The organism is Methylobacterium sp. CM6244 (genome assembly GCF_054817885.1).
On record NZ_CM139247.1, the window covers coordinates 1,678,113 to 1,694,125 of the forward strand.

The following is a 16,013-nucleotide window of genomic DNA, read 5'->3' on the forward strand; positions in this document are numbered from 1 at the left end:
TCGCAACCTCTTCGCATGAGTCGGCGCGGCGGCCGGACCGCAAATGCCGGTACGGATTGCCCGGAGCCCGTCGGATTCAGTGCCGGGCGTCAGACGGGGACGCCATGCACTGGTCCTGCCACGGGACCACCCTCGACATCCAAGACGGCACGAATCCTCATGCGATCCTTATAAGATCGTCCTCGCGTCCCTCTCGAACCCTAATGCGGTTCCGAGCCACATCGGAGGGCGAGCGCGACCGGTCACGGCACCGGCGCGCCGAACCGAAACGGACGCTCCATGCTCGATCTCACCTTCATTGCCCTGGGCCTCGGCTTCTTCGGCCTGGCCGCCGGCTATGCCGGCCTCTGCGAACGCCTCTGAGGCCCCCGCCATGACCCTCGACCTGATGCTGGGCGCCCTCGTGACCCTGGGGCTGCTCGGATACCTCACCTATGCCCTCGTCCGCCCCGAGCGGTTCTGAAGGAATTACCCGATGAGTCTCAACGGCTGGTTCCAGATCGCGCTGTTCTGCGCGGTCGTCGTCGCGCTTGCCCGTCCGCTTGGCGGCTACATGTCCCGTGTCTTCACGGGCGAGCGTACGCTGCTCTCGCCCGTGCTCTCACCCGTCGAGCGCGGACTCTACCGCGTCGCCGGCATCGATGCCGAGCAGGAGCAACACTGGCTGGCCTACGCGTCGGCGATGCTCGCCTTTCACGTCCTCGGCTTCCTGACCCTCTACGCGCTGCTGCGCGTCCAGGCGCTGCTGCCGTTCAACCCGGACGGACAAGCCGGCGTCGCGCCGGACCTCGCCTTCAACACCGCGACGAGCTTCGTCACCAACACCAACTGGCAATCCTATGGTGGCGAGACGACGCTGTCATACCTCACGCAGATGCTGGGCCTGACGCACCAGAACTTCCTTTCGGCAGCCACTGGTATCGCGCTCGCCGTCGCGCTCGTGCGTGGCTTTTCACGGGCCTCGGCGAAAACCGTGGGCTCGTTCTGGGTCGATTTGACTCGCACGACCCTCTACCTGCTGCTCCCGCTCTGCATGGTGCTGACGCTGTTCTACGTCTGGCAGGGCATTCCCCAGACGCTTTCCGGCGCCGTCGAGGCGACCACTCTGGAGGGCGCGAAGCAGACCCTCGCGGTCGGCCCCGTGGCGAGCCAGGTCGCCATCAAGATGCTGGGCACCAATGGCGGCGGCTTCTTCAACGCCAACGCCGCGCATCCTTTCGAGAACCCCACCGCGCTCTCGAACTTCGTTCAGATGATCTCGATCTTCGCCCTTGGTGCGGCGATGACCAATGTGTTCGGCCGCATGGTCGGTGACGAGCGCCAGGGTTGGGCCATCCTCGCCGCCATGGGCGCGCTGTTCCTGGCTGGAACCGCCATCGTCTACTGGGCCGAGAGCGCGGGCAGCCCCGTCCTCAACGGCCTCGGCCTCACCGGGGGCAACATGGAGGGCAAGGAGGTCCGCTTCGGGATTCTCGGCTCTTCACTATTCGCCGCCATTACCACGGCGGCCTCCTGTGGCGCGGTCAATGCGATGCATGACAGCTTCACGGCGCTCGGCGGCATGATCCCGCTGATCAACATGGAACTCGGCGAGATCATCGTCGGCGGCGTCGGTGCGGGTCTCTACGGCATCCTGGTCTTCGTCATCGTGACGATCTTCGTGGCCGGTCTCATGGTGGGCCGTACGCCGGAATATCTCGGCAAGAAGATCGAGGGCCGCGAGGTCAAGATGGCGATGCTCGCCATCCTGTGCCTGCCCCTGATGATGCTGGGCTTCACGGCGCTGGCCACCGTCGTCGCGGCCGGCCTCGCGGGGCCCGCCAATGCCGGACCGCACGGCTTTTCGGAGATCCTCTACGCCTTCACCTCGGCGGCGGCCAATAATGGCTCCGCTTTCGGCGGGCTCACGGCCAACACGACCTTCTACAACACCACCCTCGGCCTCGGCATGCTGTCCGGTCGCTTCTTCGTCATCATCCCGGCGCTGGCCATCGCGGGATCGCTGGCGGCCAAGAAGACCGTGCCGGCCTCGGCCGGGACCTTCCCGACCCATGGCGGCCTGTTCGTCGGACTGCTGGTGGGGGTGATCCTCATCGTCGGTGGACTGACCTTCTTCCCGGCGCTCGCCCTCGGACCGGTGGTGGAGCACCTCGCCGGCGGCCTCGGGCAGACATTTCCGGCGGGGGGCTGAGATGCGTCGCTTGTCGCTTCCCCACTCCGCGCCGAAACGATCCGTCGTCCGCCGGGCGCTCGCCCTGCACCGACCCCGTCCCCCGACTTGGAGCCGGGTTCAACGAGACCGCCACGACCTCCGCATTTCGGATGTGATCCTCGGCATGCTCGGCCTGATCCTCCTCGGCGCCCTCTGCATCATGGCAGGAGCCGACCTGCTGACCCGCGCGCTGGCACCCTGAGCTCCGCTCGACGGCGCCGCCCCCAAATGCCTCCCCATCGGACACCCGCAATGGCCCGCCCAAACTCCTCCAGCCTGTTCAGCGCCTCCCTCGTCGGGCCGGCACTCCTTGGCGCCCTGACCAAGCTCGATCCCCGCAGGATGATCCGCAACCCGGTCATGTTCGTGGTCGAGGTCGTGGCTGCCCTGACCACGATCCTCTTCGCTCGCGACGTTCTCACCGGCGGGGCCAACCTCGCCTTTTCCGGTCAGATCATCCTGTGGCTCTGGTTTACCCTGATCTTCGCCAATTTCGCCGAAGCCCTCGCGGAGGGGCGTGGTAAAGCGCAGGCGGACAGCTTGCGCCGCACCCGGACCGAGATGACGGCCAAGCGCCTCACCGGCTCCGGCCGCGAGGTCGAGACCGTTCCGGGCACGTCACTCAAGGTCGGTGATGTGGTGCTGGTGGAGGCGGGGGATCTGATCCCATCCGATGGCGAGGTCATAGCCGGCGTCGCCTCCGTCAACGAGGCCGCCATCACCGGCGAATCCGCCCCGGTCATCCGCGAATCCGGCGGCGACCGCTCGGCCGTCACCGGCGGCACTCAGGTGCTTTCCGATGAGATCCGCGTGCGCATCACCGCCGCCGCCGGCTCGACCTTCGTCGACCGCATGATCGCCCTGGTGGAGGGCGCCTCGCGACAGAAGACGCCCAACGAGATCGCGCTCAACATCCTGCTTGCCGGCTTGACCCTCATCTTCCTGTTCGCGGTGGCGAGCATCCCGAGTTTCGCGAGTTATGCCGGCGGCGCGATCCCGGTCATCGTTCTCGTCGCGCTGTTCGTCACGCTGATCCCGACGACGATCGGCGCGCTCCTCTCGGCCATCGGCATCGCCGGGATGGACCGGCTGGTCCGGTTCAACGTCCTCGCCATGTCGGGCCGCGCCGTGGAGGCGGCCGGCGACGTCGATACCTTGCTCCTCGACAAGACCGGGACCATCACTCTGGGCAACCGGCAAGCCACCGAGTTCCGACCCGTGCGCGGTGTCTCCGAGCAGGAACTGGCCGACGCCGTCCAGCTCGCTTCGCTGGCGGACGAGACGCCCGAGGGTCGTTCCATCGTGGTGCTGGCCAAGGACAAGTACGGCATCCGCGCCCGCGACATGGGAAGCCTGAACGCCACCTTCGTGCCCTTCACCGCTCAAACGCGAATGAGCGGCGTCGATGTCGACGGTTCCTCGATCCGCAAGGGCGCGGTGGAATCGATCATCGCCTCGGTGAGCCCTCAGCCCGTGGCCGCGCGCGGATCGAACACCGCCCTGGCCTACGCCCCCGGACCCGCCACCGACATCGTGCGTGAGATCCAGGCCATTGCCGACGACGTCGCGAAGGCCGGCGGGACACCGCTCGCTGTGGCACGCGACGGGCAACTGCTCGGCGTCGTCTACCTGAAGGACATCGTGAAGGGCGGCATCCGCGAGCGCTTCGCCGAGTTGCGCCAGATGGGCATCCGAACGGTGATGATCACCGGCGACAACCCGATGACGGCGGCGGCCATCGCGGCCGAGGCCGGCGTGGACGACTTCCTGGCCCAGGCCACGCCAGAGGATAAGCTGACCCTGATCCGCAAGGAACAGTCCCAGGGCAAGCTCGTGGCCATGTGCGGCGACGGCACCAACGACGCCCCGGCGCTTGCCCAGGCCGATGTCGGCGTGGCCATGAATACCGGCACGGTGGCGGCCCGCGAAGCCGGCAACATGGTCGACCTCGATTCGGATCCGACCAAGCTCATCGAGATCGTCGGCATCGGCAAGCAACTGCTGATGACGCGGGGCGCGCTGACCACGTTCTCCATCGCCAATGACGTCGCCAAGTACTTCGCCATCATCCCGGCGATGTTCCTCGTGCTCTACCCGCAGCTTGGGGCGCTCAACATCATGCGGCTGGCCTCGCCCGAGAGCGCGATCCTGTCGGCGATCATCTTCAATGCGCTCATCATCGTCGTGCTGATCCCGTTGGCGCTGCGCGGCGTGTCCTACCGGGCGGTGGGGGCCGGCGCGCTTCTGCGGCGCAACCTCCTGATCTACGGCCTCGGCGGTATCCTGGTGCCGTTCATCGGCATCAAAGCCATCGATCTCGCCATCACCGCGCTTCACCTCGTCTGATTTCGCCCACCTCGTCCGAGCCGTCACGCCAACTCACGACAGGCATACGTCCATGTTGACCCAGCTTCGCCCCGCTTTCATCCTGCTGATCGCCCTGACGGCACTTACGGGGCTCGCCTATCCCCTCGCGATGACCGGCCTCGCGGGGGCGATCTTCCCGGCCAAGGCCGCCGGCAGCCTGATCGAGCGCGACGGCAGGATCGTCGGCTCCAGCCTGATCGGACAGTCCTTCACTGGTGCCGGGTATTTTCACGGTCGGCCCTCGGCGACGAGTGCCGCCGACCCGGCCGATTCCACCAAGACTGTCCCGTCGCCCTACAATGCCGCGAATTCCTCGGGCTCGAACCTCGGTCCGACGAGCGCCGTCCTGGCGGAACGGGTCAAGGGTGACCTCGACGCTCTGAAGGCCGAGAATCCCGGCCGGCCCGTACCGGTCGACCTTGTCACTACGAGCGGTTCGGGCCTCGATCCAGACATCTCGCCGGACGCGGCCCAGTTTCAGGTTCCCCGCGTCGCCAGGGAGCGCAGACTGTCGGAGGACAGGGTGCGCTCCCTCGTGGAGGCTCAGATCCAGGGCCGGCTCGTCGGCATCCTCGGCGAGCCGCGCGTGAACGTCCTTGCCCTCAACCTCGCCCTGGACGATCTGAAGCCAAGATAATCTTGCCGCGTCATTCTTTCCGCATGTCGGGCCGCCCATGCTGAAGCCTCATCGCGATCCGGACCGTCCCTCGCCCGAAGCGCTGCTCGAGGCCGTCCGCCGGGAAGAGGGACATCGCGGCCGCCTCAAGGTGTTCCTCGGGGCGGCTCCTGGCGTCGGCAAGACCTACGAGATGCTGACCGTCGGACGTGCCCGGCTCAAGGCCGGGACGGACGTCGTCGTTGGCGTGGTCGAGACACATGGCCGGTCCGAGACCGAGACTCTCGTCGAGGGCTTCGAGGTGATGGCCCGGCATTCCATCGCGTATCACGGCACGATGCTGGATGAGATGGACCTCGACGCCTTGCTCCTGCGTCGGCCCGCCCTGGCCCTCGTGGACGAGCTCGCCCACACCAACGCGCCCGGCTCGCGCCATCCCAAGCGCTACCAGGACGTCGAGGAACTCCTCGACGCCGGCATCGACGTCTACACCACTCTTAACATCCAGCATGTCGAGAGCCTCAACGACGTCGTCGCCCAGATCACCCGCATCCGCGTGCGGGAAACCGTGCCGGACGGTGTCTTGGACCGGGCCGACGACATCGAGGTGGTCGATCTCAGCCCCGACGACCTGATCCAGCGTCTGCGCGACGGCAAAGTCTACGTGAAGGGGAACGCCGAGCGCGCGCTGAAACACTACTTTTCCCGGGGCAATCTCACGGCCCTGCGGGAACTCGCGCTCCGCCGCACCGCCGACCGGGTCGATGACGAACTTCTCAGCCACATGCGGGCCAATGCCATCGCGGGTCCGTGGGGCGCGGGCGAACGGGTCCTCGTCTGTATCAGTGAGGATCCGCGCTCGGCCGGCCTCGTGCGCCACGCCAAACGTCTCGCGGACCGGCTGCACGCGCCCTGGACCGCCATCACGGTCGAGGGCCCTCGAACCCTCTCCCTCGACGAGGCCGCGCGCGACCGCATCGCCGACACCCTGCGCCTCGCCGACCGCCTCGGCGGCGATGCCGTGACGATCCCGGGTGGCCGTCGCGTCGCCGACGACATCCTCGCCTATGCCCGATCGGCGAACGTCAACCACATCATTCTCGGCAAGGCCGACCGCTCGCCCTTGTTCGAGTTGTTCCATGGCTCGGTGGTGCACGATATCGTCCGGCGCTCCGGCACGATCAGTATCCACGTCATCGCCGGCGAGGCGATCGAGGCGGGTCCGGTTCCGCCGAAGACGGTGGCGACGGCCCCGGCCGTGCGTGCCTTCAGTCCCGGTCACTATGTCCTCGCCCTGACCGCCACGGCTTTAGGGCTCGGACTCGCGCTCGTTTTGCAGCCCTATCTCGGCGTCGAGAATGCCGACCTCATCCTGCTGACCGCGGTGGTGGCGGTGGCGGTGCGCCTCGGGCTGGGGCCGTCGCTGGCCGCGGTGCTGGCCGCCTCGCTCGCCTACAACTTCTTCTTTCTCCCGCCGGTCTACACACTCACCATCGCCGACCCGACCAACGTCGCCGCGTTCCTGCTCTTTACGGTGGTGGCCGTGGTGGTCTCGAACCTCGCCTCGCAGACCCGCCGGGAGGCCAGGGTCTCGCAAGGGCGCGCTCGGGCAACGGAGCGGCTCTACGGTTTCAGCCGCAAGCTCGCCGGCTGCGGAACCCTCGACGACGTGCTCTGGGCCACCTCGGCCCAGATCGCCGCCATGCTCAAGGTCCGCGTCGTGCTCCTGTTGCCCGAGAACGACGTCGTCTCGGTGCGCGCCGGCTTCCCACCCGAGGACAGGCTGGATGCGACCGATTTCGGCGCGGCGAAATGGGCCTTCGACAACGAAAGGCCGGCGGGACGCGGCGCCGACACCCTGCCGGGCGCCAGGCGGCTCTTCCTGCCGATGCGCACGGGGCGCGGCATCGTCGGCGTGATCGGCCTCGATGCGGATCGCATCGGCCCCATCCTCACCCCGGAGGAACGACGCCTGTTCGACACTTTGGCCGATATGGCGGCGCTCGCCATCGAGCGCGTCCGCCTCGTGGAGGATCTCGACCGCGCCGAGCGCGCCGCCGAGACCGACCGCCTGCGCCAAGCCCTGCTCACCTCGATCTCGCACGATCTGCGCACGCCGCTCGCTTCGGTGCTGGGGGCGGCCACGACCCTGCGCGACCTCGATGGGGCTTTGGCCCACGAGGCCAAGGCCGACCTGCTCACGACCGTCATCGTGGAATCGGAGCGTCTGAACCGCTTCATCGTCAACCTCCTCGACATGACACGGCTCGAGGCGGGAGCGGTCGCGGCCAACCTCACCCTTCAGGATGTCGCCGAGATCGTGGACACGGCCCTGCGTCGCCTCGGGCCCATTCTGGCCGGACACCGTGTCGTGCTGGATCTGCCGGCGGGTTTGCCGGCCCTGCGCCTCGACCCCGTCCTGTTCGAGCAGGTGCTGGTCAACCTCCTCGACAACGCCGCCAAATATGCCCCGGAGGAGTCCACCGTCACCGTCCGGGGCTCGGCCGAGGGTGGGCGGGTCCACCTCGCGGTGCTCGACGAGGGCGACGGCCTGCCTGAGGCCGATGTCGAGCGCGTGTTCGACAAGTTCTATCGCGTCCGTAAAGGCGACAGCGTAAGGGCGGGAACGGGGCTCGGCCTCGCCATCGCACGCGGTTTCGTCGAGGCCATGGGTGGCACATTGACGGCGGGAAACCGCCGTGACCGCCTCGGCGCGATCTTTACCATCGTCCTGCCGGTGCCCGGACACAGCCGGGCGGATATCGCCGCATGAGCCTGAACATCCTCGTCATCGACGACGAGCCGCCGATCCGCAAATTGCTGCGCATGGGGCTCGCGACCCAGGGCTACGCTATCTTCGAGGCGCCGAACGCCCGCATCGCCCTCGACCTCCTGGCCAAGGAGGCGATCGACCTCATCATCCTCGACCTCGGGCTGCCGGACATGCGGGGGCACGACCTCTTGCGCCGCATCCGCGAAGACCATCGCGACCTGCCGGTGGTCGTCCTATCGAGCCGCGACGACGAGCCCGGCAAGGTCGAGGCCCTCGATCTCGGGGCTGACGATTACGTGACGAAGCCCTTCGGCATGGGCGAACTCCTCGCCCGCATCCGCGCGGCCCTGCGCCATCAGCTCGCCGTCCAGGGCGAGCGCGCCCTGTTCGAGGTCGATGGCCTCAGCGTCGATCTCGTGCGCCGCATCGTCCGGGTGCGCGGAGCGGAAGTGAAGCTCACCCCGCGCGAGTACGATTTCCTGCGCGTGCTGATCCAGCATGCCGGCAAGGCGCTCACCCACGCCCAACTCATGAAGGAGGTTTCGACCTCGTCGGACCCGCAATACCTGCGTGTCTACATGCGCCAGCTTCGCCTCAAGCTGGAGGCCGATCCCGAGCGGCCGCGCATCCTCCTCACCGAGACCGGAATCGGCTACCGCCTGCGCGCGCCGGAGGACGATGTCCGGACCTGACATGCCCAGACGCAAGCACCCACGGCTGCATGGGCGATGGGCATGCGTCGCCAACTTCACCTTTCGCCATGCATCGAAATCCGGGGATTCGCGTTCATGGACCGACCTGACAAAGGCGGGCGTGGTGAAGCGCGCGCCTTCATCGAGAGGAACCGTCCGGACCTATGGAGCGCGATTGCGTCGTTATCGGCATCCACGGTCTTGCGAACAAACCACCCGCAGATGAGAAAACGCGATGGTGGAAGGCGGCCATCGACGAGGGCCTCGTTCGCAACGAAGGCATCGCCGATCCCCACTTCGCGTTCGATTTCGTCTACTGGGCCGATCTTCGCTACGACGCGCCGCTGTCCGGGGATGGCAACCGCGAGCCATACCGGCCTTACGAGGGGACGGGACCTCTGCCACGCGGGGAGACCGCGCCGACGCTCACCACCAACGCCATGTTGGCGCCGGTCTATGCCGGGATCGACGCCGTCGAGGAGGCGACCGGCGTGACTCTCGTCGACGATGTCATTCTCGAACATCGCTTCGACGACCTCTGGCACTATCACGCCGAACAGGACTTCGCCCGTCGGGTTCGTACGCGGCTGATCGAACGCCTGAAGGCGTTCGGCGCCCATCGCATCTTTCTTGTCGCCCATTCGATGGGGTCGGTCATCGCCTACGACGTCTTGCGGATGCTGGAACGGGACGAACCCTCATTGAGGATCGACCACCTCGTCACGGCGGCGTCGCCATTGGGCCTGGCGAAGGTGAAGCTCAAATTCGAGGCCGAGCACGACACATTACGCGTGCCGAACAACGTCGCGGCTTGGACGAACCTCGCCGATGGAGAAGACGTCGTCGCCATCATGGGTGATCTGGCGACGGACTACTCACCAAACGAGACCGGCATCCGCATTGACGACCGGAGAGTCATGAATGCGTACCGGCGTCCCGGCGGGGAGCCGAACCACCATAAATCCTACGGCTACCTTCGCACGCCCGAATTTTCAGCCATCGTCTCGAATTTCGTTTCGCGTGAGCAACGGCCCGTCAGGAGCGCGGAATCCATCTGAAAGCAGGGGGGATCGTCGCCGATCCGCCCCCAGGGTGCACTTTCGAAGCCTGGGTCTCTGCTGCAGGCGACGGGCGCCGCTCAGCGGCACGGCTCCGCCGCGGTCTCGCTCCAGCTCCGCAATGGGAAGGCTCGGTCATAGCCGAGATTGAAGAGGAAGGCGTAGACCACGTAGAAAGCCGCGATCGCGAGATCCATGAAGAAGGCTTGCGCGAGGCCGATCCCGAGATACCAGGCGATCGGCGGCAGCAGGATCATGAGCAGACCTGCCTCGAACAGAACGGCGTGCCCCACCCGCAGGGGGAGGCTCTTTCGCGTGTGACCGGCGAGCCGTTGCATGGCTCGATCGAAACCGAGATTGTAGACGTAGTTCCAGGCCGTTGCGATCACGGCGCTGCCCACGCCGATCATGCCCATATCGGAGGCGTGCAATCCGAACAGCACGGTGCCGAACGGGATGATCAGCGCGAGCCCGAACATCTCGAACAGGAGGGCGTGGCGGATACGGTCGCGTGTGCTGCGCATGGTCATACCTTGAACAATCTCGTTGGTTGACCGCTTCCTATCTGCGATACCCAGATCATCAAGTTAGTATGTATCTCGGATCCAGATAGATGGCCGTCTCGCTCGACCAGCTTCAGGCCTTCGTGGCAGCGGCCGAGGCCGGGTCCTTCTCCGGCGCAGCCCGGACATTGCGCAAGGCGCAGTCGGCCATCAGCACCCAGGTGGCGAACCTGGAGACGGATCTGGGCGTGGCGTTATTCAGCCGGGCGGGCAGGAACCCGGTGCTCACACCGGCGGGAGAGCGGCTGCTGCTCGAAGCGCGCGTGGTACTCGACCGGCGGGAGCATCTCATCGGCGTGGCGAGCAGCCTGGAGCGGCGGGTGGAGAACCGGCTGGTGGTCGCCATCGACGAACTCTACCCCGAACATGCGCTCGGCGCCCTCTTCGCCGATTTCGCGCGGCATTTCCCCTTCGTGGAACTGGAACTGCTCTTCCCGCTGATGGAGGATGTCAGCCGCATGGTTCAATCCGGCGCCGCCGATCTCGGTGTCATGTGGCGCCAGGAGGTCCTACCCACGGAACTGGGCTTCCAGACCATCGGCTGGGTACCGCTCAAGCTCGTCTGCGGATGCGATCACCCGCTGGCGAAAGCACGCGTGGAGTGGGAGGAACTGAAGCGCCACCGCCAGATCCTCGTCGCCGCGCGCAGCGACGGGCCGGAAAAGCGCCGCCTGCGGGTGGCCGCCGAGGTCTGGTGGGTGGAGAGCCACTGGGTGATCCTCGAACTGGTAAAACACGGGATCGGCTGGGCCTTCGTCACCGACCACGTCATCGCGGCATCGCAGACCGCGCCGTACCTCGTCACGCCGGACCTGCAATTCGACAAGGGCGATTGGCCGATCGCCCTGGAACTGGTCTGGCACAAGCAGCGCCCCTGCGGCCCCGCTGCGGCGTGGCTCCGCGAGCGCTTCGCAGCGGAAAGGGTCGGCACCCTGTCTGACGGTGGCCAAGCAGGCTGAGGGCCGGAAAGCGAAATCGTCCCGGTGGAGGACGCCTTCCCATCACGAAAGCGATCAGCCCTTCATGAGCGGAAAGCGGACCGGTGGCATGAGACGGGTCAAGGCTGTTCCCATGCCGCCCGGACCGGGCCGGTCGCATTGTCCGGCTTCGCATCGCCGATGAAGATCACCACCGGACCGTGATCGGCCCGGCGCGGGTCGTAGAAATCGAGCAGGTTCGGGTGAAGGCGCTGGATATAGTCCGGGCACACGCCTTCCCGTCGTAGCAGGTGGTCGATGACGACCTGATCGCCGTGCACGGCGTTCGGGACCGGTCCGCATGACCCCGCCTCCATCCAGCGCGCAGGGCCCGCCGTAAAGGCGGTGGAGAGGAAGTCGAGTTCGCCGCCCTCCCAGCGCATCAGGGCGCTGGAGAGACGGCCCTTGTGGAAATAATCCTCCATCGCGGCCAATCCCGGCGAGGCGAGGGCGTCGGCCGGCCCAGTGAAGACGGTGTCGAGATCGCACAGCACCGACGTTCCCCGCGTCAGGCCGGGACGAAACGCCTCCATCTTCGCCCACCATGCCGGCCAATCGTGCCTAAGCGCCACGCGCTCCACGCCGGTCACGTCGAGGGGAAGGTCCGTGAGACAGAGTATCGTGTCGAAGGCCGGGGCGTGGCGGCGCACGCCACGGGCGAGGCGCTCGACCCAGGTCGCATCGTAACGGCCGCCGCCCTTCAGGACGGTGATGAGCGTGGTCATGTGGGAAACCCGATCCTATGGGGAGCCCGGCCCAGGGATGGGCGGTTCATGTGGAGGTGTGCAGTCGGAGCCGCCCGGCCGCCTCGGCCTCTGCGAACCACGCGCGTTCGGCGGCCCAGGGATGGCCGGGCCAGCCGGCAAAGCCGAAGCCATAGGCATCGACCGGCTCGGATTGTGGTCGCCGGCCGAGGATGAGCGCCAGCGTCACGAGGAATCCGGTGCTGGGGTTCGGCCGTCCCGTGGTGCCAGGCGCGAGGCGACGCCGCCCCTCGCGGTGCAGATCGTCGGACAGCACGTGGACTGGTTTGCCGAGGGGAGCCAGCAAGGCCAGCACCTCGCGGGTCCAGCACATCTGTTCAGGCTGGTTCTCCTCTGCGGCGAGCATCGGGAATGGCAGGATGAACGCATCTGCCCGCCGGACGACGGGGCGATCGAGGAAGCCCGGGTCGGCCAGCCATTCGCGCATCTGTCCGCCGCGATTGACCAGGGCGAGGTGCGTGACCCGGGAGCCGGTGCTCCCGCCGAAACCCGCCGCGTTGTTGAAGCGCACGACAGAGGCGGCGGCGTCGATGGCGGCGGCGGCCTCGATTCCCGGCGCGTTGCCGACGATGGCGAGCGGCGAATCCGGTAACCGCAGCACGTCGTGGGAGAGGGGGGAGTCGACCTGGGTATTCACTTGCGGCAGGGGTACGAGGAACAGCGGAGGTATGGCGTCGGACCCGCGCGGCAAGGTGCGAGCGGGGAGGGGGGCCGATGATGCGTCGATGCTTTGTCTGTGGCGCCGCCATGCTGCAGCCGACCGACCGGCACCTCATCTATCCGGGTGGACGCCGCCGCGCCTTTCCGCTCGCCTGCGCGTCCTGCGGCCTCCTACTGGCGGCGGATGCAGAGCCTCAGCGATGCCGCGCGGATCTCGCCGAGCGCCTTTCGGGCCCGATTTTCCTTCCCGACCCGGAGGGCGGCTACGGGTTGGACCTCTACACCCTGCGCAGTGCCGCGACCGGCTTCGGCCTCGGCGTTCGTGCGCTCGACGACGAGGGTCGGACCGACCTTCGGCGCCCCCATAGCGACCGTGCCGCGCGGGCGGACCTCTACGCCCTAGACGGGGCGGCGGGAGTGCCGGTCTCTCTGGGCCTGCTCTGCCGGCCGCCCGAGCTCGACGCCGTCCTGGCTAACGTGGCGAGCCATGCGGGCTGGACCGACGATGTCGTGATCCTGCTCGACGCGCCGGGGCATCCGCCGCGAGCCGTGCCCACGGCCGGATTTCCACCGAGTGCCGTGCGGGTGGGCGCCCGGCCCATGGACGGTGATTTCAGTACGCAGCGCAACGTCCTTCAGGATCTCGCCCGCAATCCCTGGGTGCTACAGCTCGATGCCGACGAGAGCCTCACTGCCGATTCCGGCCAGCTTCTTCCGGCGCTGGCTGCCATGGCGGAGGCGGACGACGTCCTCTCCGTCGGCTTGGCGCGCCGGAACCGTGTCGACGGCATCCTCTCGGACGTCTACCCGGACGTGCAGTATCGGCTCAATCGCAAGTCCGTTCGCTATGCGGGCCGCGTGCATGAGCGGCCGGTCCTCGACGGCGGCTGGCCACGCAGCTTCATCGCCCTGCACGGGGTGATCGAGCACCGTCTGAGCCGGGTCCATGTCCTGGCTCGCTCACGGCGCTACGAGAGCCTGGACCCGGGACGCGGACGTCCCGAGGAGGAGGCCTCGCTGCTGCAGCCCTACCGGGAGTGAGGCCGCGCTGACCCGTGGGCCTGGGCCGCCGCGATGGCCCGAGCATAGAGGTCGAGGGTCTCTCTGGCGAGCACCTCCCGGCTGAAGCGGCCAGCCGCCGCCAGTGCGTTGGTCCGATAAGTGCGGCGCAGAGCCGGATCGGCCAGCAGCGGACGAAGGGCATCGGCCAGGGCCGGGCCGGTAGCCTCCTTGGCCAGCGGCCCGGCGCCGGGCCCGCCTACGAACCTGCGCGCGCTCGCGTCCTGCGCACAGGCCACCACCGGCCGGCCATAGGCGAGGGCCTCCTGATAGACGAGGCCGAAGCTCTCGTAGCGCGAGGGGGCGAGCACTGCGTGCGCCTCGGCATAGGCGTCGGCGAGGTCTTCCGCGGGCACCCGGCCGCGTGCGCGAATGCAGGCCCGCGCCGCTTCAGGGATGTCGGCCGGGAGATCCGTTGCCGGCACGCCGACGACATCGAGCACGAAGGCGGGCACGGCGCCGCGCCTCGCTTCCTCGGCCAGGATCGCGACCGCATCGAGAAGCGCGTCGAAGCCTTTCCGTGCTTCTGCCCGGCCGACGAAGAGCAGGCGTGCCGGCCCTTCATCCTCCGGGTATGGCGCGCCGCGCGCCGCTGCCGCGATCTCCGGCGGCAGGCTGAGGCCGATCACTGTCTCCGGTTGTCGGCCGGACAGGCCGTAGGCTCGGGCGATCACGGCCCCGTGCTCGACGGTGTTGGCGATCAACCCGGCGCTGCCGTGTGCTTGGCGGCGTTCGAGGGCATCGGCGGCACTTCCGTCCAGGCCATCGCGCAACGAGCCGGCGGGCGGGCGCGTGAAAGCGGCGGGCGTCGAACTGCGCGTCACCAGCGGCAGGTCTCGGCGGCCGGTCAGCAGCGCGGCGGGGGCGTACCAGTTCGTTGCCTCCACGACGTCGAAGGGAGCTCGGGCATGGTCGGCGAGGATGGTATGGCGGAAGGCCAGCGGTGCGGCGAGGTGCCCGGCCGAACCCCAGCGGCGCAGGCGGGCCAGAGCGCCGTCCGGCGGCAGGCCAATCCCCGCAACCGTCACGCCCTCGACCCGTTCGCGGCCGACGCGGTCGAGGGTGAAGACCGTGACGTCGGCGCCGGCCTCGGCGAGGCTTTCGGCGATCTCCCGGGCGGCGGTCGAAAGGCCGCTCGGTGCCGGCGGATAATCCCATGTGAGGAGCGCGACGCGCATCAGGCAGCAAGCAGGCGGCGATAGATGGCGAGGTAATCGGCCGCCATGCGCTCGGCGGTGAAGCGCGCCTCGAAGCGGCGGCGGATGACGGCGCGGTCGAGGCGGCCGATCCGGCCCAGGGCCTCCACCGCCTCGGCCTCGGAGGAGACGACGAAGCCGGTCACGCCGTCCTCGACGATCTCCGGCACCGAGCCACGGTTCCAGGCGATCACTGGCGTACCACAGGCCATCGCCTCGATCATCACGAGGCCGAAGGGCTCGGGCCAGTCGATGGGAAAAAGCAGAGCCCGCGCGCTTCCCAGGAGATCCGCCTTCCGGGAATCGTCCACGGGGCCGAGATAGGTCGCGTCCTCGCCGAGGAGCGGGCGCACGTGGCGTTCGAAATAGTCGGGGTTGCCGACGTCGATCGTGCCGCCGAGCCGGATCGGCACGCCGGCGGCGCGCGCGACACGGATGGCGGTGTCCGGCCGCTTCTGGTCGGTCATCCGACCCACGAAGGCGACATGGTCGCCGGGCTGCGTCTGCAAGCCGTAGCGGTCTCGCGCGATGCCGTGATGGACGATACCGGCCCGGTTCGAGGCCGGAATACCCGCCTCTTGTGCCGCCGAGATTGCCGCCACCGGCAGGTCGGGAAACCCCGCGAAGAACAGCGCCCGGTCGAGCTCGTCCACCCGCCAGTGGATCGTGGTCAGGCTGTGCCGCCGGCGGGTTCCGAGGAGCGCCGCATGCGCGAACTCGCCATGGCAATGGATGATGTCGAACTCGTCCATCCTCAGCCGCAGCGCCTCCAATTGCAGTGCGTCGAGCGCCGCCGGGACGCCGGGTGCAACGCGACCGTGACGGCTTTCGAGGGCCGCCAGACTGGGATGGTCGCCGATGCGTGGTAAGTCTGTCGCACTGTCGGACGGCGCGAACAGCGTTATTTCGACGCTGAGGTTTCGTAGTGCCGTGCTGAGGTCATGAATGACCCGCTCCGTGCCACCGTGATGCTCGGGAGGAACAGGAAAAATGTTCGGGGCGACTTGGGCGACGCGAATCACGGAGCGGACCTCAACTACAGAATTTGCTTGTCTCAGCGCGCTTACAACGCTGTC

Annotated in this window: 15 protein-coding genes; 10 read left to right on the forward strand and 5 right to left on the reverse strand. The window is 67.8% G+C overall.

Annotated features, from left to right (window positions below):
* Nucleotides 1-373: 373 nt before the first annotated feature.
* The 8 genes from ACYQML_RS07760 to ACYQML_RS07795 all read left to right on the forward strand — a co-directional run bounded on the left by ACYQML_RS07760 (nt 374) and on the right by ACYQML_RS07795 (nt 9,718).
* A complete protein-coding gene (locus ACYQML_RS07760; RefSeq protein WP_056423457.1) occupies nt 374-463 on the forward strand; it encodes a K(+)-transporting ATPase subunit F in 90 nt (29 codons plus the stop codon).
* Between the two features lie 12 nt (nt 464-475).
* The gene (kdpA, locus tag ACYQML_RS07765) at nt 476-2,191 is read left to right on the forward strand and encodes a potassium-transporting ATPase subunit KdpA (RefSeq protein WP_461235210.1); all 1,716 of its coding nucleotides are present in this window, start codon (nt 476-478) and stop codon (nt 2,189-2,191) included.
* 10 nt (nt 2,192-2,201) lie between these two features.
* Nucleotides 2,202-2,414: a hypothetical protein gene (locus ACYQML_RS07770; protein WP_461235211.1), complete on the forward strand. Its 213-nt coding sequence runs from the start codon at nt 2,202-2,204 to the stop codon at nt 2,412-2,414.
* A gap of 50 nt (nt 2,415-2,464) precedes the next feature.
* A complete protein-coding gene (gene kdpB / locus ACYQML_RS07775) occupies nt 2,465-4,558 on the forward strand; it encodes a potassium-transporting ATPase subunit KdpB (RefSeq protein ID WP_461235212.1) in 2,094 nt (697 codons plus the stop codon).
* Nucleotides 4,559-4,610: 52 nt separating this feature from the next.
* Nucleotides 4,611-5,216: a K(+)-transporting ATPase subunit C gene (locus ACYQML_RS07780; RefSeq protein WP_461235213.1), complete on the forward strand. Its 606-nt coding sequence runs from the start codon at nt 4,611-4,613 to the stop codon at nt 5,214-5,216.
* 37 nt (nt 5,217-5,253) lie between these two features.
* The gene (locus tag ACYQML_RS07785) at nt 5,254-7,968 is read left to right on the forward strand and encodes a DUF4118 domain-containing protein (RefSeq protein WP_461235214.1); all 2,715 of its coding nucleotides are present in this window, start codon (nt 5,254-5,256) and stop codon (nt 7,966-7,968) included.
* A complete protein-coding gene (locus ACYQML_RS07790; RefSeq protein ID WP_461235215.1) occupies nt 7,965-8,660 on the forward strand; it encodes a response regulator in 696 nt (231 codons plus the stop codon). Before ACYQML_RS07785 ends, ACYQML_RS07790 begins: the two co-directional genes overlap by 4 nt.
* A gap of 164 nt (nt 8,661-8,824) precedes the next feature.
* Complete coding sequence (locus ACYQML_RS07795; RefSeq protein WP_056423476.1) at nt 8,825-9,718, forward strand: lipase family protein; 894 nt, start codon at nt 8,825-8,827, stop codon at nt 9,716-9,718.
* Between the two features lie 80 nt (nt 9,719-9,798).
* Here the strand turns inward: ACYQML_RS07795 and ACYQML_RS07800 are convergent, their stop codons facing one another.
* Nucleotides 9,799-10,242, reverse strand: coding sequence for a PACE efflux transporter (locus ACYQML_RS07800; protein ID WP_056423715.1), 444 nt, complete (start codon nt 10,240-10,242; stop codon nt 9,799-9,801).
* 89 nt (nt 10,243-10,331) lie between these two features.
* Here ACYQML_RS07800 and ACYQML_RS07805 point away from each other — a divergent pair, with 89 nt between their 5' ends.
* Nucleotides 10,332-11,240, forward strand: coding sequence for a LysR family transcriptional regulator (locus ACYQML_RS07805; RefSeq protein WP_056423479.1), 909 nt, complete (start codon nt 10,332-10,334; stop codon nt 11,238-11,240).
* A 98-nt stretch (nt 11,241-11,338) separates the two neighbouring features.
* Here the strand turns inward: ACYQML_RS07805 and ACYQML_RS07810 are convergent, their stop codons facing one another.
* Both ACYQML_RS07810 and ACYQML_RS07815 read right to left on the reverse strand, forming a co-directional pair.
* Nucleotides 11,339-11,983 (reverse strand): hypothetical protein, encoded by a 645-nt coding sequence (locus ACYQML_RS07810; protein WP_461235216.1) that lies wholly within the window; start codon nt 11,981-11,983, stop codon nt 11,339-11,341.
* A 46-nt stretch (nt 11,984-12,029) separates the two neighbouring features.
* Nucleotides 12,030-12,659, reverse strand: coding sequence for a hypothetical protein (locus ACYQML_RS07815; protein WP_461235688.1), 630 nt, complete (start codon nt 12,657-12,659; stop codon nt 12,030-12,032).
* Nucleotides 12,660-12,739: 80 nt separating this feature from the next.
* On the opposite strand from ACYQML_RS07815, the gene ACYQML_RS07820 reads away from it, so the two are divergent.
* Nucleotides 12,740-13,723 carry a glycosyltransferase family protein gene (locus ACYQML_RS07820; protein WP_461235689.1) on the forward strand — a complete coding sequence of 328 codons (984 nt, stop codon included), beginning with the start codon at nt 12,740-12,742 and terminating at the stop codon, nt 13,721-13,723.
* Here ACYQML_RS07820 and ACYQML_RS07825 read toward each other — a convergent pair.
* The gene (locus ACYQML_RS07825) at nt 13,711-14,919 is read right to left on the reverse strand and encodes a glycosyltransferase family 4 protein (RefSeq protein ID WP_461235217.1); all 1,209 of its coding nucleotides are present in this window, start codon (nt 14,917-14,919) and stop codon (nt 13,711-13,713) included. The two genes, ACYQML_RS07820 and ACYQML_RS07825, sit on opposite strands and share 13 nt — an antisense overlap.
* A complete protein-coding gene (locus tag ACYQML_RS07830) occupies nt 14,919-15,959 on the reverse strand; it encodes a glycosyltransferase family 4 protein (protein WP_461235218.1) in 1,041 nt (346 codons plus the stop codon). The genes ACYQML_RS07825 and ACYQML_RS07830 overlap by 1 nt, the downstream gene beginning before the upstream one ends.
* Nucleotides 15,960-16,013 lie beyond the last annotated feature (54 nt).